Origin of the sequence: Pseudokineococcus sp. 5B2Z-1 (assembly GCF_037482305.1) — a bacterium.
In the GTDB taxonomy this organism is placed as follows: Bacteria; Actinomycetota; Actinomycetes; order Actinomycetales; family Quadrisphaeraceae; genus Pseudokineococcus.
Map to the genome: position 1 here is coordinate 780,433 of NZ_JBBHZG010000001.1, position 21,190 is coordinate 801,622.

Here is a 21,190-nt window from a genome sequence, read left to right on the forward strand (position 1 = left end):
GCGCCCCGCCGTCCCCGGGCTGGTGGACCCCTCGGGCCGCACGGCGGTCGACCTGCGGGTCTCCCTCACCGACCGCTGCAACCTGCGCTGCGGGTACTGCATGCCGCCGGAGGGCCTGGAGTGGATGCCGTCCGGTGACCTGCTCACCGACGACGAGGTCGTCCGGCTCGTGCGCCTGGCCGTGGAGCGGCTGGGCGTGCGGGAGGTGCGGTACACCGGGGGCGAGCCGCTGCTGCGCCGCGGCCTCGAGCGGGTGGTGGCTGCGACCACGGCGCTCCGCACGGCCGACGGCGCGCCCGTCGAGGCGTCGCTGACGACCAACGCCCTGGGCCTCGAGCGCCGCGCCGCCGGGCTGGCCGCCGCGGGCCTGCGGCGCGTCAACGTCTCGCTCGACACGCTGCGGCCCGAGCGCTTCGCTCAGATCACCCGGCGCGACCGGCACGCCGACGTCCTGGCGGGCGCAGCCGCGGCGGCCGCCGCGGGCATCGGCCCCGTCAAGGTCAACGCCGTCCTGCTGCCGGGGGTCAACGACGACGAGGCGCCCGAGCTGCTGGCCTGGTGCCTCGCCTCCGGCTACGAGCTGCGCGTCATCGAGCAGATGCCGCTGGACGCCCAGGGCGCCTGGACGCGCGAGGGTCTCGTGACGGCCGACGACGTCCTCGCGAGCCTGCGCGCGGCCTACGACCTCGAGGCCGACGACCCCGCCGCCCGCGGCGGCTCCCCCGCCCAGACCTGGTGGGTGCGGGCGCGGGGCGCCGACCCGTCGACGGCCCCGCTGGGGCGCGTCGGCGTCATCGCGTCCGTCACCCGGCAGTTCTGCGGCGCCTGCGACCGCACACGCCTCACCGCCGACGGCCAGGTGCGCAGCTGCCTGTTCTCCACCTCGGAGACCGACCTGCGGGGCCTGCTGCGCGCGGGCGCCGACGACGACGAGGTCGCCGACGTGTGGCGGGCGGCCATGTGGGGCAAGGCGCCGGCCCACGGCATCGGCGAGGCCGAGCCCCTGACGACCAGCGGCTTCGCGCGCGCGTCGCGGCCCATGAGCGCGATCGGCGGGTGAGGCGGACGTGACCTCCCCGACCCCCGGGCACGCACCCGTCGCCGGCGCCTCCGGTGGCCCCGCCGCGGACGGCGTGCGGCTCCGCGTGCGCCTGTACGCCGGCGCCGCCGCGGCCGCGGGCACGGAGGAGGACGTCGTCGACGTCCTCGCCGGCGAGGCGGGCGCGGTGCCCGACGTCGACGACCTGCGCCGCGCCCTGGCCCGCCGCCATCCCGCGCTCGCGCCCGTGCTGGAGGTCGCCACCGTGCTCGTGGGCGAGGTCGCCGCCGGGCCGGACGACCCGGTGGTCGTCGGCCCGCAGCTCGCGGGGGCCCCGCTCCCCGTCGTCGACGTGCTGCCGCCCTTCGCCGGTGGCTGAGGCGCCGGCCGAGGGCGCCCGCGGGCCGCTCGTCGAGGTCGTCGTCGTCGCGGCCGACGACCCCCGGCACCGCGCGCTCGTGCGCGACGCGGAGGTCGAGCTGCAGCGCCGCTACGGGGAGGGGTCGCTCGAGCCGCCCGAGGGGGCCTCGCACCCGGACCCGGCTGACGTCGTCCACCTGCTCGCGGTGGCGAGGGACGTGGCGCTGGGCTGCGCCGTCGTGGCGCCGCTGCCCGTGGTGGGCCCGGGCGTCGGCGAGGTCAAGCGCCTCTTCGTCCCCGCCGCGGCGCGGCGCCGCGGGGTCGCCACGGCCCTGCTGCGCGCGGCGGAGGACGCCGCGCGCGGCTGCGGGCTGCGCGCGCTGCACCTCGTGACGGGGACCCTGCAGCCGGAGGCGATCGCCCTCTACGAGCGGGAGGGATGGTCGCCCGTCGCCCCGTACGCGTGGGCCGACGACCCGATGACGCGGACCTTCGGCAAGCACCTCACCGCTGACCGCCGCTGACACGCGGGGCGGGGCGGTGGACGGGGAGGGTGTCCCGGCGCTCGCGGCGCCCCGGCCCTCAGGGCATGCCCACCCACTCGGCCCCGCCGTCGGCGAGCACCTGGCGCTTCCACACCGGCAGGCGCGCCTTGACCTCCTCGACCACCTCCTCGCAGGCGGCGAAGGCCTCGCGCCGGTGCGCGGCGGCCACCGCGACGGCGAAGGCGACGTCGCCGACCTCGAGCGCGCCGGTGCGGTGGCTGACGGCGAGGGCGTCGACGGGGTGGGCGGCGAGCACCTCGCGGGCGACCTCCTCGACGACGCGCCCCGCGCTGGGGTGGGCCGAGTACTCCAGGCGCGAGACCCGGGCGCCGTGGTCGTGGTCGCGCACGATGCCCCCGAACGTGACGACGGCGCCCGCGGCGGGGTCCTCGACGGCGGCCGCGTGCTCGGCGACGGACAGGACGTCCTCGGTGACGACCGCCCGGGCCAGGCGCCGTGCGGGCGGCGCGACCCGCGAGGCGTCCCGCGGCGTCCTCGCGCCGCCCGCGGCCCGGGGGTCGCCGGCCGGCGGCCCGGCGACGTCGGCGGTGGTGGCGACGGATCCGGCGGCGGGGGTCTCGGGCGTGCTCACTCCCCCACGGTAGGCGCGGGGCGGGCGACCGACCCGCCCTCGCCGTCGCCCTGGGCCCAACCCCCGCCGCGCCTCGGCCGGTGGGGGGCTCGCTCAGCGGCCGCCGAGCGCGGCCGCCTCGAGGCCGTGGACGACGAGGGGCCACCACGGCGGGGCGCCGCACGCGCGCCCGGCGTCCGTCGCCGCGACGAGGCGCGCCTCGTCGCCGTCGGCCAGGACGACGTCGTCCGGGGTCCCGCCGACGAGGGCGATGTGGCGCCACCGCGACGCCGGGGCGCGGCGCCCGTCGGCCGCGACGGGCCGGTGCCGGGAGAAGCCGAGCGGGCGCCCGGCGCCGACGACGGGCAGCGCCCACAGGCCCAGCCCCGACCTGTCCAGCCCCAGGCTGTCCGGCCCCGAGCTGTCCAGCCCCGAGCTGTCCGGCCTTGGGCTGTCCGTCCCCGAGAGGTCCGTTGCCGCACGCTCCGGCCCCGGGACGCGGGGGCGCCGCAGCAGCACGCGGCGCTCGTCGTCGACGACGAGGCCTCGGACGCCCCGCGTCGTCGCGGCCGGCGGCGGCGCGGCGCTGACGACGAGGTCGACGTGGACGGCGACGCCGTCGGGGCGCACCTCCACCCAGCTGCCGAGCACCTGCTGACCGCGCCGCTTCGGCACGCGCAGGCCGCTGGCGACGAGCCGCCGCAGCAGCTCCCCGGCCGGCACGAGCGTCGCCCCCGCGGCCTGCAGGTCCGCGAGCCGCTCCGCCGGCACGTCGTAGTGGTCGCCCTCGAACCCGCGCGCGGGGATGCCGACCCGCCGGGCGAAGGCGTGGAGCTCCTCGCGCGAGACGTCGCTGACGAGGTGGGACCACTCGCGCCCGTGCGCCGGCCAGCGTGGGGGGTCGACGAGCACGGCCACCGGCCGACCCTACGTCCGCCCCTCCCGGGCGCCCCCGCCGTCCGCCGTCCCCCGCCCCCGCAGGGCGATGTGTGGCCATGTCGCCCTGCCACCACCCCTCCCAGCGGCGACGTGTGGCCATGTCGCCCTGCCACCACCCCTTCAGGGGCGATGTGTGGCCATGTCGCCCTGGCAGGGGGCCCGAGGGCGACATGGCCACACATCGCCCTCCGAGAGGGCTGCCGGGAGCGACATGGCCACACATCGCCCCTGCGAGGGGCAGCCGAGGGCGACATGGCCACACATCGCCCCTGCGAGGGGCAGCCGAGGGCGACATGGCCACACATCGCCCCTGCGAGGGGCAGCCGAGGGCGACATGGCCACACATCGCCCCTGCGAGGGGCAGCCGAGGGCGACATGGCCACACATCGCCCCTGCGAGGGGCAGCCGAGGGCGACATGGCCACACATCGCCCCTGCGAGGGGCAGCCGAGGGCGACATGGCCACACATCGCCCCTGCGAGGGGCAGCCGAGGGCGACATGGCCACACATCGCCCCTGCGAGGGGCAGCCGAGGGCGACATGGCCACACATCGCCCCTGCGAGGGGCAGCCGAGGGCGACATGGCCACACATCGCCCCTGCGAGGGGCAGCCGAGGGCGACATGGCCACACATCGCCCCTGCGAGGGGCAGCCGAGGGCGACATGGCCACACATCGCCCCTGCGAGGGGCAGCCGAGGGCGACATGGCCACACATCGCCCCTGCGAGGGGCAGCCGAGGGCGACATGGCCACACATCGCCCCTGCGAGGGGCAGCCGAGGGCGACATGGCCACACATCGCCCCTGCGAGGGGCAGCCGAGGGCGACATGGCCACACATCGCCCCTGCGAGGGGCAGCCGAGGGCGACATGGCCACACATCGCCCCTGCGAGGGGCAGCCGAGGGCGACATGGCCACACATCGCCCCTGCGAGGGGCAGCCGAGGGCGACATGGCCACACATCGCCCCTGCGAGGGGCAGCCGAGGGCGACATGGCCACACATCGCCCCTGCGAGGGGCAGCCGAGGGCGACATGGCCACACATCGCCCCCTGGCGAGGGGAGGAGCGGGGTCAGGGACGCCGCGAGGGCGGCACCCCGGTGGGGTGCCGCCCTCGTGGGACGTGCTGCTGCTCGCGCAGCGGTGCCGGGCCGGGGCCCGGCGGGCGGGATCAGAAGTCCATGCCGCCCATGCCGCCGTCGGCCCCGGCGCCGGCGCCGGCCGCCGCCTTCTCGGGCTTGTCGGCGATGACCGCCTCGGTGGTGAGGAACAGGGCCGCGATCGAGGCCGCGTTCTGCAGCGCCGAACGGGTGACCTTCACCGGGTCGTTGATGCCCGTGGCGAGCATGTCGACGTACTCGCCGGTGGCGGCGTTGAGGCCGTGGCCGACCTCGAGGTTGCGCACCTTCTCCGCCACGACGCCGCCCTCGAGACCGGCGTTGACCGCGATCTGCTTGAGCGGGGCCTCGACGGCCACCTTGACGATGTTCGCGCCGGTCGCCTCGTCGCCCGTGAGCGAGAGGGTCTCGAACGCGCCCTTGCCCGCCTGGATGAGGGCGACGCCGCCGCCGGCGACGATGCCCTCCTCGACGGCCGCCTTCGCGTTGCGGACGGCGTCCTCGATGCGGTGCTTGCGCTCCTTGAGCTCGACCTCGGTGGCCGCGCCCGCCTTGATGACGGCGACGCCGCCGGCGAGCTTCGCGAGGCGCTCCTGGAGCTTCTCGCGGTCGTAGTCGGAGTCGCTGCGCTCGATCTCGGCGCGGATCTCGTTGACCCGGCCCTGGATCTGGTCGGTGTCGCCCGCACCCTCGACGATGGTCGTCTCGTCCTTGGTGATGGTGACCTTGCGCGCCTGGCCGAGGAGCTCGAGGCCGGTGCTCTCGAGCTTGAGGCCCACCGTCTCGGAGATGACCTGGCCGCCGGTGAGGATGGCCATGTCCTGCAGCATCGCCTTGCGGCGGTCGCCGAAGCCCGGCGCCTTGACGGCGGCGGAGCGGAAGATGCCGCGGATCTTGTTGACGACCAGCGTGGCCAGGGCCTCGCCGTCGACGTCCTCGGAGATGATGACGAGCGGCTTGCCCGACTGCGTGACCTTCTCCAGCAGCGGGAGCAGGTCCTTGATCGAGGAGATCTTGCCCTCGTTGAAGAGGATGTACGGGTCCTCGAGCACGGCCTCCATGCGCTCGGAGTCCGTGACGAAGTAGGGCGAGATGTAGCCCTTGTCGAAGCGCATGCCCTCGGTGAGCTCGAGCTCCAGGCCGAAGGTGTTGCTCTCCTCGACCGTGATCACGCCCTCCTTGCCGACCTTGTCCATGGCCTCGGCGATGAGCTCGCCGATGGACGCGTCGCCGGCGGAGATGCCCGCGGTGGCAGCGATCTGCTCGCGGGTCTCGACCTCGGTGGCGGAGGAGAGGAGCTGCTGCGAGACGGCCTCGACGGCGCGCTCGATGCCCTTCTTCAGGGCCATCGGGTTGGCGCCGGCGGCGACGTTGCGCAGGCCCTCGCGGACCATGGCCTGGGCCAGGACGGTGGCGGTGGTGGTGCCGTCGCCCGCGACGTCGTCCGTCTTCTTGGCGACCTCCTTGACGAGCTCGGCCCCGATCTTCTCGTACGGGTCCTCGAGCTCGATCTCCTTGGCGATGGAGACGCCGTCGTTCGTGATGGTGGGGGCGCCCCACTTCTTCTCGAGCACCACGTTGCGGCCCTTGGGGCCGAGCGTGACCTTCACGGCGTCGGCGAGCTGGTTCATGCCGCGCTCGAGACCGCGACGGGCGTCCTCGTCGAACGAGATGATCTTGGCCATGCTGGGGGTTTCCTCCCGGTGACGGGTGGGGCGGCCGGTCGGTGCCCGCGACGGACGGGTCGCGTGCGCGCCGGTCACGTCCCGCCGCGCCCACGGCCCTCACCTGACGACCGAGGTCCGTTGTCACTCTCGTGCGAGAGTGCCAGCCCCCATGATGAGCACTCTCCCCCCTCGAGTGCAAACGACCGGGCGTGCGGACGACCGGGGCGGGCGGACGACGCCGGCGGGCGGACGACCGGGCCCGCGCACCACGCCGGACCCCCGGACGCGACGACGCCGCCGCCCCGGCGGGGCGACGGCGTCGGACGGCGGCCCTGCTCGGGCGCCGGAGGGGTGCGGGGTGCCTCAGGAGGCGGGGCGGACGGCCTCGGCCTGCGGGCCCTTCTGGCCCTGCCCGACCTCGAACTCGACCTGCTGGCCCTCCTCGAGGGAGCGGTAGCCGTCCATCTGGATGGCCGACCAGTGCACGAAGACGTCGGGGCCGCCGCCGTCGACGGTGATGAAGCCGTACCCCTTCTCGGCGTTGAACCACTTCACGGTGCCCTGAGCCATGGTGCTACTCCTGTGTCGCTGTGTGCGGGTTCGAGGCCCGGGGAGGGCATCGGGTCTCACGCTCGCGTGGCTCGCGATGGTTCCGACGTGCGGGCCGTCCGTACGGGTGCGCGGTGGACCGGTGCTCATCGAACTGCTCGACCGGCGCCGAGAGTAGCGGCTGGCCCTGGCCGTGGCGAGGGTCGAGAGGCGCCTACCCGCCGAGCGAGAACCACACGCTGACGGCGAGCGCGGCGAGCGCCGCCAGCACCACGACGACGAGCACGGGGGCCGCGCGGCGCCAGGGGCCGGGGCGGGCCCGGTGGGCTCCCTGGCGGCGGGGCTCGCCGGCCGGCTCGTCGAGCTCGTCGCGGGGCGGCCCGGAGACGGCCACGCCCGTCAGCCCCGCGCGCCCAGCCGGCGCTCGGTGCGCGAGCGCTGGCGCTGGCTGCGCATGCGGCGCAGCCGCTTGACCAGCATCGGGTCGTGGGCGAGCGCCTCCGGGGAGTCGAGCAGCGCGTTGAGCACCTGGTAGTAGTGCGTGGCCGAGAGGTCGAAGAGCTCGCGGACCGCCTGCTCCTTCGCGCCGGCGTAGCGCCACCACTGGCGCTCGAAGGCGAGGATCTCCGCGTCGCGCGCCGAGAGACCTCCGGCGGGCGGGGCGGCGGGCTGCTCGGCGCTCGCGCCGGTGGCTGCGTCGTCCACTCCGGTCTCCTCCCGCGCTGCCGGCGTCGTCCGTCGGCGCCGAGCCCGCACCCTACGCCGCGAACCACACCGCTGTGGTTCGCCGGGGGCGCCGGTCACGGGCCGGTCCGGCGGACCGCCCGGACGGCCCCTACCGTGGCCGCGTGCTCGAGCCGGGGACCGCCGCAGGCACCGACGGCGCGGCCTCCCCGCCGCCCGAGGTGGTCGGCCCCGCACGCCGGGCGGGCGTCGACCTGGCGGTGGTCCACCCCGCCTGGTGGCCGGCGCTGGCCCCGGCGCGGGCGGACCTCGTGCGGGCCCTCGAGGCCGTGGCGGACGACGTCGCGGCCGGCCGGGAGGTCCTGCCCCGCGGCGACCGGGTGCTGCGCGCGCTCGCGCAGGCCCCGCAGGACGTGCGGGTCCTCGTCGTCGGCCAGGACCCCTACCCCACGCCGGGCCACGCCGTCGGCCTCTCCTTCTCAGTGGAGCCGGACGTGCGCCCGCTGCCCCCGACGCTGCGCAACCTCCTCGCCGAGCGGGACGCCGACACGGGCCTGCCGCCCGCGGCCACCGGCGACCTCACCGCCTGGGCGGGGCGCGGCGTCCTCCTGCTCAACCGTGTGCTCACCGTCGAGGCCGGCCGGTCGGGCTCCCACCGCGGCCGGGGGTGGGAGCGGGTGACCGAGGAGGTCGTGCGCGCCCTCGCGGCGCGCGGCGGCCCGCTCGTCGCCGTCCTCTGGGGCCGGGACGCGCAGGCGCTGCGCCCGGCCCTCGGCGGCACCGCCGTCGTCGAGAGCGCCCACCCGAGCCCGCTGTCCGCGCGGCGCGGCTTCACGGGCTCACGGCCCTTCACCGCCGTCGACGCCGCCCTGGCGGCGCAGGGCGCCGGACCGGTCGACTGGTCGCTGCCCACCTGACCCGCCCTGCGCCGGCGCGACCGCGGTCGGGGACGCCTGCGGGGGCGCCGGCCGCCCTCCCTCGGGCGCCCCACCCGCTTCCCCGCGCCGGGGCACCGAGCTCCTGGTAGGAAGCCGTACCGGCACCGGGGGGTGGTGCCCGCCCGTGACGACCGCCGCCGAGAGGGGCCGCCCCGTGGACGACCCGTCCCCCCGCCGCGCGCCCCGCCGCGCCCCGGGCGCAGGGGTGCGGCCGGCCGAGCCCGGGGCCTGATGGCCCTCGTCGTCCTCCTCGGGGGCCTCGTGGCCCTGGCCGCCGCCGCCCCGCTCCTGGGCCGCGCCCTGGGCCGCACGTCGTGCCTCGTCCTGGCCGCCGGGCTCGCGGCGGCCACGGCGGTCGTCGTCGCGCTCGTCCCCGGCGTCGTCGCCGGCCGCGACGTCGTCGCGTCCACCCCGTGGCTGCCGTCCCTGGGGGTCGACGCGGCGCTGCGCCTCGACGGCGTGGCGCTCGTCTTCGTCCTCGTCGCGCTCGTCGTCGGCGTCCTCGTGCTGGCGTACTGCGCCCGGTACCTCGACGACGCCGAGGCCGCCGGGCCGGTGCCCGCGGTGCTCGTGCTCTTCGCGGCCGCCATGTGCGGCCTCGTCCTGGCCGACGACCTCGTCCTGCTCTACGTCTGCTGGGAGCTGACGACCCTCTGCTCCTTCGTGCTCGTCTCGACGGCGGGCGCGCCGGCCACCGCCCCGGGGCGCCAGGCCCTCGTCGTGACGGTCGCGGGCGGGCTGTGCCTGCTCCTCGCCGTCGTGCTCGTCGTCGTCGCGACGGGCAGCACGAGCGTCCACGCGCTCGTGTCCGACCCCGACCGGCTGCTGTCCTCACCGCTCGCCGGGCCCGTCGCCGCCCTGGTCGTGGTGGCGGCGGCGACGAAGTCGGCGCAGCTGCCCTTCCAGGCGTGGCTGCCGGGCGCCATGGTGGCGATGACGCCGGTCAGCGCCTACCTCCACGCGGCGACCATGGTGAAGGCGGGCGTCTACCTGCTCGTGCGGACGAGCGCCGTCTTCGCCGGCCAGCCGGCCTGGACGGCCGTCCTCGTCTCCCTCGGCCTCACCACCGCGCTCGTCGGGGCGGTGCTCGCGCTGCGCGAGCACGACCTCAAGGGCGTCCTGGCGTACTCGACGGTGAGCCAGCTGGGGCTGCTCGTGGCGGCCGTCGGCGTCGGCACCCCCGAGGCGCTGGCCGCGGCGCTGCTCCACACCGTCGCCCACGCCCTCTTCAAGGCGACCCTCTTCATGCTCGTGGGCATCGTCGACCACGAGACGGGCAGCCGCGACGTCCGCGACCTCGCCGGGCTGCGCCGCGTCATGCCGTGGACCGCGGCCGCCACCGGCGTCGCCGCGCTCTCGCTCGGCGGCGTGCCGCCGCTGCTCGGCTTCGTCAGCAAGGAGTACCTCTACGAGGGCTTCCTCACCGCCGGCCCGGCCGCCTGGGCGGGCCCCGTGGCAGTCGGCGTCGCGGTCCTCGCCTCGACGCTGACCCTCGCCTACGCGGCCCGCGTGGCCCACGGGGCCTTCGGCGGCGAGGACCTGTCCCACCCCGGCCTCCACGAGCCGTCGCCGCTCTTCCTCGCCCCCGGCGCCGTCGCCGCCCTGGCCGGCGCGGTGCTGGGCCCCGCGGTCTCCTGGCTGTCCCCGCTGGTCGCGGCCGCGACGTCGGCGGCCCTGCCCGGCGAGGAGGCCCCCGAGGTCCACCTCTGGCACGGCGTGACGCCGCAGCTCGTCCTCTCCGGGGTGACGCTGGCGCTCGGCGCCCTGCTCTTCGCGCGCCGCGACGCGGTGGACCGGGTGCTGCAGGCCTGGTCGCCCCCCTCGGCCTCGGCCGCCTTCGAGCGCGGCCACGCCGGCCTGCTCCGCCTCGGCGAGGTCGTCGGGCTCCCCGACCGCGCGGGCGGCGCGCCGGCCCAGCTCGCGCGGCTCCTCGTCGCCGTCGTCGTCGTGGCCGCGCTCGCGGCGGTCGGGCTGGGCCCGCAGCCGGAGCGGCTCGTGTCCGAGGACCCGGTCGCGTGGGGCGTCGTGGTCCTCGCCGCCGGGGTCCTGGCCGCCCTCGCCGTCACGCGCTCGTCCCTCGTCCTCGTGGCCCTCGGCGGCACGACCGGCCTCCTCGTCGCCGTCTGGCTCCTCCTGCGGGGGGCCCTCGACGTCGCGATCACCCTGCTGCTCGTCGAGGTGCTCACGGCCGTCGTGCTCGTCCTCGTGCTGCGCGGGCAGCCCCGGCGGCTGCCGCGCACCTCCGCGCGCCGGGCGCTGCCCGTCACCGCGACGGCCGTGGCCACGGGTCTCGCCGCGGGCGGCGCCGCGTGGGCCCTCACGGGTCGACGCCCCCTCTCCGACGTCGGCGCGCAGGTCCTCGCCGAGGCCGAGCCGCTCACCGGCGGCACCAACGTCGTCAACGTCGTGCTCGTCGACCTCCGGGGGCTCGACACCTTCCTCGAGACGGTCGTCGTCGGCGTCGTCGCCCTGGGGCTCGTCGTCCTCGGCCGCGGACCCGCGGGGCGCCGCACCGGCCCGCCGGGGCCCGACCCGGTCACCGAGGACCTCGTCCTGCGCGTGGGCACCCGGCTGCTGGCCCCCCTCATGGTCGCTCTCGGCGCCTACCTCCTCTGGCGCGGCCACGACGAGCCCGGCGGCGGCTTCATCGCCGCGCTCGTCCTCGGCACGGCGGTCGCGCTCGGGCACCTCGCGGGCGGGCGGGCGCCCTTCGCCCGCACCCCGCGCGCGCTGCGGCCGAGCCTCCTCGTCGGCGGCGGTCTCCTCGTCGCCCTCGGCACCGGACTGGTGCCCCTCCTCGGCGGGGACGCCCTGCTGGCCCCCTTCGACCTGCCGCTGCTCGGCGCCCTGGGAGTCACCTCGGCGCTCGTCTTCGACGTCGGCGTCCTCCTCCTCGTGCTCGGCCTCGCCGTCGCCGCCGTCCACTCCCTCGACGCCGGCGTGCCCGACGTGGGGCGCGCGGACGAGCAGCGCCGCGCCACGCGCCCGCACCGCGAGGCCGACGGGGACGAGGACGGCGAGCGCGACGGCGCGCCGGTGGGCGGCGCGGCGGGAGGACGGCGATGACGACGGCCCTGCTCGTCGCGCTGCTCGCCGCCGCCGGGACGGCGCTCGTCCTCCAGCGCGGCGCCCTGCGGCTCGTCGTCGGCTTCGTGCTGCTGGGCCACGTCGGCACCGTGCTCGTGCTGTCGGCGTCCGGCGGGGACCGCCGGGGCGTGCCGCTGCTCGGGCAGGGGCCCGAGGACGTGCCGCTCGCCGACCCGCTGCCCCAGGCCTTCGTCCTCACCGCCGTCGTCATCGCCTTCGCCGTCACGGTGCACCTGCTCGGGGTCCTGCGCGCCGAGAGCAGCGCCGCCGACGACGACGAGGAGGACGCGGCCGTGGAGGAGCGCCAGCAGCGGCGCGCCGAGGGCGCGCCCTCGGACGCGGACGGGCGCCCCGCCTCCGCCGCGGACCCCGCCGGCTCGCCCGCCCCCGGCGACGACGGCCGCGGCGCCGGGGCCGCCCGGTGAGCGCCGCAGGGCCGGGCGCCCAGGCGCTCGTCGTCGCCCCCGTCGTGCTGCCCATGCTCGTCGCCGGGCTGCTCGTCCTCCTGCGCGGGACGTCGGGCGCCGGGTCCCCGGCCCTCGCCCGCTGGGCCGGCGTCGCCACGAGCGGCGCCGTCGGCGTCGTCGCCGCCCTCCTCCTCGCGCGCACGCTGTCCGGCGAGGTGCCGGCGACGCAGGTCGGGGGCTGGGTGCCCCGCCTCGGCATCGCCCTGGCCGCCGACGTCTTCGCCTCCGCCGTGCTCCTCGCCGTCTCCCTCGTCGTGCTCGCCGGCCTCGTCTTCGCCGGCGGCACGCGCGAGGACCGGGCGCCCGCCCTCGTGCCCCTCGTCCTCGTCATGTCCGCCGGCGTGCACGGGGCGCTGCTCACGGCCGACCTGTTCAACCTCTTCGTCTTCGTCGAGGTCATGCTCGTGCCGAGCTACGTGCTCCTCCTCCTCGGCCGGCGCCGCACCCGGCGGCGGCTGGCGGCCGCCCGCCTCTACGTGGCCGTCAACCTCCTCGCCTCCACCGTCTTCCTCGTCGGCGTGGGCCTCGTCTACGCCGCGAGCGGCACGGTGGCCCTGGCCGAGCTCGCCGCCGGGCCCGCCACCCCCGCCCGGCAGGCGGGCGTCTGGCTGCTCCTGCTCGCCATGGGCGTCAAGGCCGCCGCCGTCCCCCTGCACGGCTGGATGCCCCGCAGCTACGCCGTCGCCGGCCCCGCCGTCCTCGCCGTCTTCTCCGGCCTGCTCACCAAGACGGGCGTCGTCGTCCTCGTGCGGCTCGACGCGCTGCTGCTGCCCGGCGGGTCGGTCGTGCCGCAGGTCGTGCTGGTGGTCGGCCTCGTCACCGCGGTGGTCGGGGTGCTCCTCGCGGTCGGCGAGCACGAGTTGACCACCGTGCTCGTCGCCCACATGGTCAGTCAGGTGGGGTACCTGCTGGCCGCCCTGGGGCTCGCCTCGACGGCGGGGACGGCGGCGCTCGTCGTCTTCCTCCTGCAGTACGTGCTCGTCAAGGCGGCCCTGCTCATGGTCGCCGGGGCGGTCGAGACCCGGTACGGCACGACCGCGCTCGAGCGCCTCGGCTCCCTCGCCCACCGGGAGCCGGTGCTCGCCGTCGCCTTCGCCCTGGCCGCCGCCGCCCTCGCCGGGCTGCCCCCGACCTCGGGCTTCGTCGCCAAGCTGGCGCTCGTCCTCGCGGCGGGCGAGGACGGGCGGTGGGTGACGGCGTCGGTGCTCGTCGCGGTGAGCCTGCTCACGCTCGTCTCGATGCTCAAGCTGTGGCACCGGGTGTTCTTCGGCGCCCCCGAGGACGTGCCCGCGCGGGCGGCCGCGGCGCGGGGCGCCGGCGCCGCCGACGACGCCCGCCCGGCCGAGCGCAGCGGCACGACGCCCGCCGCGAGCGGTGACGCCGCCGCTCGCGCCCCCCGGCGCGAGCGCGTCGCGATCGCCGGCCCCCCGCTGGTGCTCGGCGCGCTGGCGCTCGTCGCGGGCGTGGCGGCGGAGCCCCTGCTCGCGGTCGGCGACGCGGCGGCCCGCGGGCTCGCGGACCCCTCCGCCTGGCTGGCCGCCGTCACGGGGGGCGCGCCGTGAGCCGCGACGGGAGGGGGCGCCGCCGGGGCCCCGTGAGCGCCGTCGGGCACGCCGGTCGCCTGGTCGCCTTCGCGGGCTGGTACGTCGGGCGCTTCCTCGCGGCCAACCTCGTCGTGCTGCGCGAGGTGCTCACGCCCGGCAGCGGCGTCGCGCCGGTCGTGCTCGAGCTGGTGCTGCGCTGCCGCACCGACGTCGAGGTGGCCTCCTACATCGCGCTCGTCGGGCTCACCCCCGGCACGCTCGTCGTCAGCAGCCACGACGGGCGGCGGCGTCCCCCGGACGGGCCCCCGGGCGGAGCAGAGGACGGGGACGAGGACGGGTCGGGCGACGGGCGGGGCGACGTCGTCGTGGCCGCCCACGTCATGCACGCCCCCGACGTGGCGGAGGCGCTGGCGGAGCTGCGCGAGCTGGAGACCCGCCTGCTGCGGGCCCTGCGGGCGGGCCCGGGCGCGGTGCCCCCGCCCCCGCCGCACGGCACCGTCGCGGGACCGACGGACGAGAGGGGAGCCTGATGGTCGTCGAGGTCGCCCTCGGGGTGATGGCCCTGTCGCTCGGGGTGTGCGCCTGGCGCGTGGTCGTCGGCCCCTCGGACGCCGACCGCGTCCTCGCCGTCGACCTCGGGTTCGTCGTCGTCGTGTGCGCGACGGCGCTGCTCACCGTGCGGCTGCGGACGCCGGCCCTGCTCGACCTCGTGCTCGTCGCGACGCTCGTCGGCTTCCTCACCACCGTGGTGCTCGCGCGGCTCGTCGCCGGGAGGGGGCGGTGAGCGCCGCGGCGGTCGTCGACGTCGTCGGCCAGGCCCTGCTGCTCGTGGGCTCGCTGCTCGTCGGCACGGCGGCGCTCGGGCTCGTGCGCCTGCCCGACGTCTACGCGCGCACCAACGCCGCGACCAAGGCCGCCGCCCTGGGGCTCGTGGTCGTGCTCCTCGGCGGCGTCGTGCTGGCCCCGACCGCCGGCTCCGTGCTGACGCTGCTCGTGGCCATCGCCCTGCAGCTCTTCACCGTGCCGATCGGCGGCTTCGAGGTGGCCCAGGCCGCCCGCCTGTCCGGCGCGCCCGTCACCCCGCTGACGCACCACGACGACCTGGGGCTGCCGCGGGAGGGGAGCCCGCGGGACGGCCGGCAGGGGGCAGACCAGCAGCGGGACGGCGAGGACGAGGGCGGCGTGCCGGTCGACGGGCAGGAGCGCGGCCCGGCGTGAGCGGGGGCGCTCAGCTGCGCAGCGGCGTCTCGCGGCGGCGCCGGGAGGCCTGGTCCAGGCCCCGCTCGACGGGCGCGGCCACCGAGTCCCCGAGCGAGGCGCCGGCCCCGATGGCGAGGGCGATCGCCCCCGCCTGGCCGAGCAGCACGAGCCCGGAGATGACGGTGCCGCCGGTGAGCTCGACGAGCGCGGTGTAGATCGTCAGACCGGGCAGCAGCATGATCGTGCCGGGCACGACGACGGCGAGCGGGGTGGCGCGGCGGCGCAGCGCGGCGACGCGGCCGACGGCGCCGACGACGAGCGCCGCGACGAGGGTGCCGAGGGCCCGCGGGCCGCCCGGGTCGCTGGCCGCGAGCAGCGCCACCTGCCCGGCCGCCGCGGCCACCGCCGTCACGAGGAGCAGGCGCGGGGGGGTGCGGTAGGCCACCGCCGCGGCGCCCGCGCCGAGGGCGGTCGAGACCAGCACGACGGGCAGCGGGGTGAGCGCGCCGCCGACGGCCGCGCCCACGGCGTCGGGGTCGACGCCCGGGACGCCCGCGCGGCGGGCGACGTCGAGGGCGAGGACGACGCCGCCGAGGATGGCGGCCGTCGTCATGAGGACGGTGACGAGCCGTGCGGCCGCCGTCACGGGGAAGCCGCGCAGCGCGTCCTCGACGGCCGCCACGAAGGTGCCGCCGGGCAGGAGCACGACGATGCCGCTGGCCACGACGAGCGCCGACGGCGGCACCTGGCCCGCCAGCGAGGGGGGCAGGGCCTCGGCCGCGAGGGTGAGCAGCGAGGACAGCGACCCGGCGATGAACGCCCCCGCGCCGACGGTGAAGAAGGCGGGCGCCCCGGCGCGCGACATCGCCCGCGCGCCCGCGTCGACGGCGAGCGCCATGACGAAGCCCGTGAGGAGGGCCAGCGGTCCGCCGCCGAGCCGCGCGACGACGGCGACGGCGAGCAGGCCCCACGCCACCCGTACCATCCAGCGCCGGTAGGGGCGGGGGCTGCTCTCCACCTCGGCCAGGCGCACGGCGACGTCGGCGCGCTCGAGGCGGCCCTCGACGAGGTCGAGGACGAGCGCGTGGGCGGCCGACAGGCGCGCGTACTCGGTGCCCGTGGACCGGACCACCTGCAGGCGGACGACGGGGGGAGCGTCGGCCGGGGCGTAGGCGACGGTGACGGAGGAGTACGTGATGTCGAGGTCGAGGTGCTGCTCGGACAGCCCGAGGGCCACCGCGGCGGCGACGACGCTGGACTCCACCTCGGCCGTGCCCGAGCCGGAGCGCAGGAGCAGGACGGCGAGGCGCAGCAGCAGGTCGACCTGGCGGTTCGGGTCCGCCGGCGCCGCCATCCGGTAGGGCGAGGCGAAGGGGGTGCCGCGCAGCCGGTCGACGATGAGGACGGGACGGGTCTGCTCCTCCTCGCCGATGACCCGCCGTCGCCACCCGGCGGTGCGCGCCTGCCCGCCGCCGCGGGGGACGCCGCCGCCCGTCGCCGTGGGCCCGGTGGTCGGGCCCGTGGTGGACCCCGTGGTGGACCCCGTGGTGGACCCGGTGGTGGACCCGGTCGTCGGGAGGCCGGTGGGTCCCGTCGTCGGACCGGTGGCGGGTCCGGTGGAGGGCGCCTCGCGGCGCCGTCGGCGGCCGGCGGGCTGGGGGGCTCCGGTCACTGGGAGATCCTCCCGAACCACAGCAGGGAGCCGAGCGCCGAGAGCACGACGAGCACGAGCGCGAGGCCGGTCCAGCGCGCCGTCGTCTCCTCCTCCTGCCGGACCGTCCCGATCGAGGAGCCGATGTCCTCGTAGACGGCGTCGAGCTCGCCGGCGGACTCGGCCTCGTAGGCCTGCCCCCCGGTGGTCTCGGCGATGTCGGCGAGCTCGCCCTCGTTGACGGGCACGGGCGTGCGCACCCCCTCCTGCGTGATGGTGCCGCCCGGCGTGCCGAAGGCGATGGTCGAGACGGGGACGCCGGCCTCGGCGGCGGCGCGCGCGGCGTCCTCGTTGGTGCGCCCGACCGTCGTCTCCCCGTCCGAGAGGAGCACGACGGCCGCGGGCACCGGCGCCGTCGGGTCGTCCGGGTCGGGCGGCGCCTGCTGGACCGCTGCGAGCGCGGCGTACAGGCCCTCGCCGATGCCGGTGTAGGAGGCCAGCTCGAGGCCGTCGATCCCCCGCTCGACGAGGGAGCGGTCCGTGGTCGGCGGCACGAGCACCTGCCCGGCGCCGGCGAAGGCGACGAGGCCGACGTTGAAGCGCGGCGGCAGCTCGGCGACGAAGGCGCGCGCCGAGCGCTGCGCCGCGGTGAGCCGGTCGGGCTCGACGTCGGTGGCCCGCATGGAGATCGAGACGTCGACGGCGAGGACGACGGTGGCGCGCTCGCGCGGCACCTCCACCTCCCCGAGGGGGCGGGCGAAGCCCACGGTCGCGGCCGCGACCCCCGCGACGAGCCCGGCGGCGACGACGTGGCGGCGCCAGGCGCGGCGGCGCGGCGCGACGGCGGCGAGCACCGGCAGCGCCGAGAAGCGCAGGGCGTTGGTGCGGCGCCGGCGCTGCGCCAGCACGTGCGCCACCACGAGGGCGGGCACGAGCAGGAGCAGCCACAGCCGCTCGGGGGCGAGGAAGCCGGTGACGAGCCCGTCGAGGGGGCCGCCCGCGGCGGGGGCCGCGGCGAGCACCGGCAGGGCGGCGAGCGGCGCGGCGCTCACGCCCGGCCCGCCATCCGGTCGACGGCGCGGGCGGTGCGCCGCTGGGCCAGCACGAAGCGCGCCGTCGCCGCCACCCAGTCCTCGTCGGTGGACAGGCGCAGGTGCGCGGCCCCGCACCGGCGCAGCGCGGCGGCGACGCGCGCCCGGTGCTCGGCCCCGGCCGCGCCGAAGGCGGCCCGGACCTCGGCGCGCCCGGTGTCCACCTCGAGCACCTCCCCGCTCTCGGGGTCGACGAGCTCGACGACGCCGACGTCGGGCAGCTCGCTCTCGCGCCGGTCCACGACCTCGACGGCGAGGACCTGGTGGCGGGCGGCGAGGCGGCGCAGGGCCCGCTCCCACGGCGGGGGGCCGCCCGCGGCGCCCTCCCCGTCGAGGAAGTCGGAGACGACGACCCGCAGCCCGCGGCGGCGGTGCGCGGCGCCGAGGCGCTCGACCGCGGCGGCCAGGTCGACGGCCGGGGCAGCGGTCGGGGCACCGGCCGAGGACCCGGCGGACGGCCCGGGGCCCCGGCGGCCGCGGCGCGGACGCGGCGGCAGCGGGGCGGGCTCGGCCATCGCGCGCCCCAGCAGCTCGCGCAGCGCGGCGTGCAGGGCCGTGCGGCCGGTGCGCGACGGGCGGCGCACCACCCCGCCCTCGTCGAGCACCCAGGCGCCGAAGCGGTCGCCGAGCCGCGTCGTCAGGTGCCCGACGACGGCGGCGGCCGTCACCGCGAGGTGGCGCTTGTCGCTGCGCGCCGTGCCGAAGGCCATGGAGGGCGACAGGTCGACGAGCACCCAGGTCTCGAGCTCGCGGTCGGCGACGACCTCGCGCACGTGCGGCTCGCCCGTCCGCGCCGTCAGGGGCCAGTCCATCCAGCGGACGTCGTCCTCGCCCGCGCGGTACGGGCGGCTGTCGGCGGGCTCGCTGCCCGGCCCCGTGCGCACGCCGAGGTGCTCCCCGCGCAGGAAGCCCTCGAGGCGGCGCACGACGGCGAGCTCGAGGCCCCGCAGCGCCCGCGCCCGGCCCAGCACCGCGGCCGCGCCGGCGGCGGCCCGTGCGTCGTCGCCGGGGCGGCCCGGCCCCCGGCCGAGCCCCGTCCCGGGCCCCCCGGCGGGCGCCGGCCCGGTCGGGCGCAGCACGGCCGTCACCGCGACGGGGCCCCGACGGGCACCGGGGGCGCCACCGCCGCGACGAGGCGCGCGACGACCTGCTGGGCGGCCACGCCGTCGGCCAGCGCGTCGAGGGACAGGACGAGGCGGTGGGCCACGACCTCGACGGCGAGCTCGCGCACGTCCTCGGGCAGCACGTGGTCGCGCCCGCGCACGAGGGCGAGCCCCCGTGCGGCCGCGAGGAGGCCGAGGGTGGCCCGGGGGCTGGCCCCCGCCTCGAGCAGGGGGGCGACGTCGGGCGCGCCGTAGGCGGCCGGGTCGCGCGTGGCCATGACGAGACGCACGACGTAGTCGCTCACGAGCGGGTGCACGTAGACGGCGTCCGCCGCCTCCTGCAGCCGCAGGACGCGCTCGGGGTCGAGGACCCGCCGGGCCCGCGGCGGGGCGACGCCCATGCGCCGGAGGATCTCGGCCTCGTCGGCCGCCCCCGGCAGCGGCACGTCGACCTGCAGGAGGAAGCGGTCGCGCTGGGCCTCCGGCAGCGGGTAGACGCCCTCGGACTCGACGGGGTTCTGCGTCGCGATGACGGTGAAGGGCTCGGGCACGGCGTGCGTGGCGCCCGCCAGCGAGACCTGCCGCTCGCCCATGAGCTCGAGCATCGCCGCCTGGACCTTCGCCGGGGCGCGGTTGACCTCGTCGGCGAGGACGACGTTGGTGAAGACGGGGCCGAGCTCGACGCTGAAGCGCTCGGTCGCGGGCGACCAGATGCGCGTCCCCACGATGTCGGAGGGCACGAGGTCGGGCGTGAACTGGACGCGGGCGAAGCTGCCGCCGAGGACGGTGGCGAAGGAGCGGGCCGCCAGGGTCTTCGCCGTCCCGGGCACGCCCTCGAGGAGCACGTGCCCGCGGGCGAGGACGGCGACGGCGAGCCGCTCGACCATGCCCTGCTGCCCCACGACGACGCGGCGCGCCTCGGCCACGGCCTCGGCGACCTCCTCGGCCGCGCCCCGCGCCGGGCCCGGCTCCGACGGGTGGGCGGGAGCCGCGCCAGCGGTCGCGTCGGGGTCCTCGGTCGCCACGCGCCCATCACACCACCCCGGCTCGAGGCGCGGGTCGACGCCCACGGGTCGGCCGCCCGCCTGCGCGCCGGTCGTCGGCCTGCGCGGCGGTCGTCGCGGGCGGGGCCCGACCTCGTCGGCGGAGGCCTCGCCGGCGGGGGCGGGAAGCGGGTGACCCCGGACCGGCCCCGCGACGCTGTGGTGTCATGAGCGCGTGAGCGCGGAGCCGGGCCCCGGAGAGGACCGCCCGGACCCGGCCGAGGGCGCCCACGAGCGCGCACAGGCGCCCGCCGGGAGCGGGGACGAGCCGCACGGGGACCCCGGCCAGGTGCTCCCGCTGCGCCCCGGCGACCCGGGCCGGCTCGGGCCCTGGTCCGTCGTCGGGCGCCTGGACCCCGACGAGGGCGCCCCTCCCGCGCCCGACGGCGCCGCGCGCCGGGGGCCCGCGCTCGTGGCGGCGGCCTCCGACCCGGGCGAGGCGGCCGCCGTCCTGGCCGCGCACGGCCCCGACGGCGCGCCCGCGCGGGTGGTCGTGCTCGGGCCCGGGCCGGCGGGCGACGCCGCGGCGCGCGACCGCTTCGGGGCGGCCGTGGCCGAGCTCGGCGCCGGCGGGCGGATCGTCGGCGCCTCCCTCGACGGGCCGTGGCCGTGGGCGGCCACCGCCGCCTCGGACGCCCGCTCGGCGCGGCTCCTCGCCCGCTCCCCGGTCGTCGACGGCGCAGCCGCCGCAGCGACGCGCGGTCCCGCCTTCTCGCCCCACTGGGTCGGCGCACCCCGGCCGGTCGCGCCCGCCGCCGCGGCACCCGCCCCGGCCGCGGCCCCGCGGCGCGACCGGCGCCCGTGGTTGCTGTCCGCCGTCCTCGGGCTGCTCCTCGTCGCGGCGCTCGTGCTGCTGCTGACGGGCGCGTGCCAGCCGACCGGCGGCGGCCCGGCGCCGCAGCCGAGCAGCTCCCAGCCCTCCCCCCAGCCGTCGCCGCAGCCCTCCCCCGGCCCGTCCTCGGGGCCCTCGCCCTCCCCCGGCGCCGAGCCGTCCCCGGGCGAGGGCGACCCGGGCCCCGGCGAGGAGGGCTCGCCGCTGCTGCTCGGGCCCGGCGTCGTCGGGCCCTCCTTCGGCCCCGACGACGACACCGAGGTGCTCACGCTCGAGGACCTGCCCTTCTCCTTCCGCGTGCCCGCGGGGTGGACGTGCGAGCGCGCGGCGCTCTCGGCGCCCGTGGTGCGCTACGACTGCGCGTCGCCGGACGGGGCCTCCGGCGGCGCCGTGCAGCTGCAGCCGTGCCCGCAGCCGTGCGGCCAACAGGCGTGGTGGGCCCTGCAGGACCTGCTCGCCCCGGGCGCCACGTGGTTCGAGGTGGACGCGACGACGGTGGCGGCCGAGGACTCCGCCCCCGGCCGCGAGGCCTCCTACCGGCTGCGGATGAGCCACCTCCTCGTCGCCGGCGAGCGCGAGGAGTCCGACCTCGACGCCCCCGACAGCCACCTCTACGCCGAGTTCTGGTCGCCCGAGGACGAGCGCCGCGCGGTCCAGGGCGTCGTCAACGACCTGCGCGCCAACACGCCCTAGCCGCCTGGTCCGTCCGGGGGCCCGCTCCCCGCGGGCTCACCGGGAGCGCCCCGGCGCGGGGCCGCGCCGCC

21 protein-coding genes are annotated in these 21,190 nt (G+C 78.4%); 11 read left to right on the plus strand and 10 right to left on the minus strand.

Annotation, left to right across the window (positions count from 1 at the left end):
* The first annotated feature begins 19 nt into the window (after positions 1 to 19).
* Genes moaA through WDV85_RS03240 form a run of 3 tightly spaced genes read left to right on the plus strand, consistent with a single transcriptional unit; the run spans position 20 to position 1,923 of the window.
* A complete protein-coding gene (gene moaA / locus WDV85_RS03230; protein ID WP_445263185.1) occupies positions 20 to 1,060 on the plus strand; it encodes a GTP 3',8-cyclase MoaA in 1,041 nt (346 codons plus the stop codon).
* Positions 1,061 to 1,067: 7 nt separating this feature from the next.
* The gene (locus tag WDV85_RS03235) at positions 1,068 to 1,418 is read left to right on the plus strand and encodes a MoaD/ThiS family protein (RefSeq protein ID WP_339569243.1); all 351 of its coding nucleotides are present in this window, start codon (positions 1,068 to 1,070) and stop codon (positions 1,416 to 1,418) included.
* Positions 1,411 to 1,923 carry a GNAT family N-acetyltransferase gene (locus WDV85_RS03240; RefSeq protein ID WP_339569244.1) on the plus strand — a complete coding sequence of 171 codons (513 nt, stop codon included), beginning with the start codon at positions 1,411 to 1,413 and terminating at the stop codon, positions 1,921 to 1,923. The genes WDV85_RS03235 and WDV85_RS03240 overlap by 8 nt, the downstream gene beginning before the upstream one ends.
* Before the next feature lie 58 nt (positions 1,924 to 1,981).
* Here the strand turns inward: WDV85_RS03240 and WDV85_RS03245 are convergent, their stop codons facing one another.
* From WDV85_RS03245 to WDV85_RS03270, 6 genes are all read right to left on the minus strand, one after another.
* Positions 1,982 to 2,536, minus strand: coding sequence for a molybdenum cofactor biosynthesis protein MoaE (locus WDV85_RS03245; protein ID WP_339569245.1), 555 nt, complete (start codon positions 2,534 to 2,536; stop codon positions 1,982 to 1,984).
* Positions 2,537 to 2,629: 93 nt separating this feature from the next.
* Complete coding sequence (locus tag WDV85_RS03250; protein WP_339569246.1) at positions 2,630 to 3,433, minus strand: DUF4031 domain-containing protein; 804 nt, start codon at positions 3,431 to 3,433, stop codon at positions 2,630 to 2,632.
* 1,190 nt (positions 3,434 to 4,623) lie between these two features.
* The gene (groL, locus tag WDV85_RS03255) at positions 4,624 to 6,255 is read right to left on the minus strand and encodes a chaperonin GroEL (RefSeq protein ID WP_339569247.1); all 1,632 of its coding nucleotides are present in this window, start codon (positions 6,253 to 6,255) and stop codon (positions 4,624 to 4,626) included.
* 345 nt (positions 6,256 to 6,600) lie between these two features.
* A complete protein-coding gene (locus WDV85_RS03260) occupies positions 6,601 to 6,807 on the minus strand; it encodes a cold-shock protein (RefSeq protein ID WP_171203256.1) in 207 nt (68 codons plus the stop codon).
* Between the two features lie 193 nt (positions 6,808 to 7,000).
* Positions 7,001 to 7,180 (minus strand): hypothetical protein, encoded by a 180-nt coding sequence (locus WDV85_RS03265; protein ID WP_339569248.1) that lies wholly within the window; start codon positions 7,178 to 7,180, stop codon positions 7,001 to 7,003.
* A 5-nt stretch (positions 7,181 to 7,185) separates the two neighbouring features.
* Positions 7,186 to 7,491: a DUF3263 domain-containing protein gene (locus tag WDV85_RS03270; protein WP_339569249.1), complete on the minus strand. Its 306-nt coding sequence runs from the start codon at positions 7,489 to 7,491 to the stop codon at positions 7,186 to 7,188.
* A 233-nt stretch (positions 7,492 to 7,724) separates the two neighbouring features.
* Between WDV85_RS03270 and WDV85_RS03275 the strand changes: the two genes are divergently transcribed.
* The 7 genes from WDV85_RS03275 (at position 7,725) to WDV85_RS03305 (ending at position 14,724) form a co-directional block, all read left to right on the plus strand.
* Positions 7,725 to 8,387: a uracil-DNA glycosylase gene (locus tag WDV85_RS03275; RefSeq protein ID WP_445263186.1), complete on the plus strand. Its 663-nt coding sequence runs from the start codon at positions 7,725 to 7,727 to the stop codon at positions 8,385 to 8,387.
* Positions 8,388 to 8,639: 252 nt separating this feature from the next.
* Positions 8,640 to 11,474 (plus strand): hydrogen gas-evolving membrane-bound hydrogenase subunit E, encoded by a 2,835-nt coding sequence (gene mbhE / locus WDV85_RS03280; RefSeq protein ID WP_339569251.1) that lies wholly within the window; start codon positions 8,640 to 8,642, stop codon positions 11,472 to 11,474.
* Positions 11,471 to 11,920, plus strand: coding sequence for a sodium:proton antiporter (locus tag WDV85_RS03285; RefSeq protein WP_339569252.1), 450 nt, complete (start codon positions 11,471 to 11,473; stop codon positions 11,918 to 11,920). Before mbhE ends, WDV85_RS03285 begins: the two co-directional genes overlap by 4 nt.
* Entirely contained in the window at positions 11,917 to 13,524 is a 1,608-nt protein-coding gene (locus WDV85_RS03290; RefSeq protein ID WP_339569253.1) for a proton-conducting transporter transmembrane domain-containing protein, read from the plus strand. Before WDV85_RS03285 ends, WDV85_RS03290 begins: the two co-directional genes overlap by 4 nt.
* 32 nt (positions 13,525 to 13,556) lie before the next feature.
* Positions 13,557 to 14,036: a Na+/H+ antiporter subunit E gene (locus tag WDV85_RS03295; protein WP_339569254.1), complete on the plus strand. Its 480-nt coding sequence runs from the start codon at positions 13,557 to 13,559 to the stop codon at positions 14,034 to 14,036.
* A complete protein-coding gene (locus WDV85_RS03300; RefSeq protein WP_445263187.1) occupies positions 14,033 to 14,290 on the plus strand; it encodes a monovalent cation/H+ antiporter complex subunit F in 258 nt (85 codons plus the stop codon). Before WDV85_RS03295 ends, WDV85_RS03300 begins: the two co-directional genes overlap by 4 nt.
* The gene (locus tag WDV85_RS03305) at positions 14,287 to 14,724 is read left to right on the plus strand and encodes a cation:proton antiporter (RefSeq protein ID WP_339569256.1); all 438 of its coding nucleotides are present in this window, start codon (positions 14,287 to 14,289) and stop codon (positions 14,722 to 14,724) included. The genes WDV85_RS03300 and WDV85_RS03305 overlap by 4 nt, the downstream gene beginning before the upstream one ends.
* A gap of 10 nt (positions 14,725 to 14,734) precedes the next feature.
* On the opposite strand, the gene WDV85_RS03310 is transcribed toward WDV85_RS03305, so the two are convergent.
* The 4 genes from WDV85_RS03310 to WDV85_RS03325 form a co-directional block, all read right to left on the minus strand.
* A complete protein-coding gene (locus WDV85_RS03310) occupies positions 14,735 to 16,378 on the minus strand; it encodes a threonine/serine exporter family protein (protein WP_339569257.1) in 1,644 nt (547 codons plus the stop codon).
* Entirely contained in the window at positions 16,375 to 17,409 is a 1,035-nt protein-coding gene (locus WDV85_RS03315; protein WP_339569258.1) for a VWA domain-containing protein, read from the minus strand. The genes WDV85_RS03310 and WDV85_RS03315 overlap by 4 nt, the downstream gene beginning before the upstream one ends.
* Positions 17,406 to 18,419, minus strand: a complete 1,014-nt coding sequence (locus WDV85_RS03320; RefSeq protein ID WP_445263188.1) for a DUF58 domain-containing protein — start codon at positions 18,417 to 18,419, stop codon at positions 17,406 to 17,408. Before WDV85_RS03320 ends, WDV85_RS03315 begins: the two co-directional genes overlap by 4 nt.
* A gap of 113 nt (positions 18,420 to 18,532) precedes the next feature.
* Positions 18,533 to 19,576 carry an AAA family ATPase gene (locus tag WDV85_RS03325; protein ID WP_339569260.1) on the minus strand — a complete coding sequence of 348 codons (1,044 nt, stop codon included), beginning with the start codon at positions 19,574 to 19,576 and terminating at the stop codon, positions 18,533 to 18,535.
* A 193-nt stretch (positions 19,577 to 19,769) separates the two neighbouring features.
* Between WDV85_RS03325 and WDV85_RS03330 the strand changes: the two genes are divergently transcribed.
* Positions 19,770 to 21,119, plus strand: coding sequence for a hypothetical protein (locus WDV85_RS03330; protein ID WP_339569261.1), 1,350 nt, complete (start codon positions 19,770 to 19,772; stop codon positions 21,117 to 21,119).
* The last annotated feature ends 71 nt before the right edge of the window (positions 21,120 to 21,190 follow it).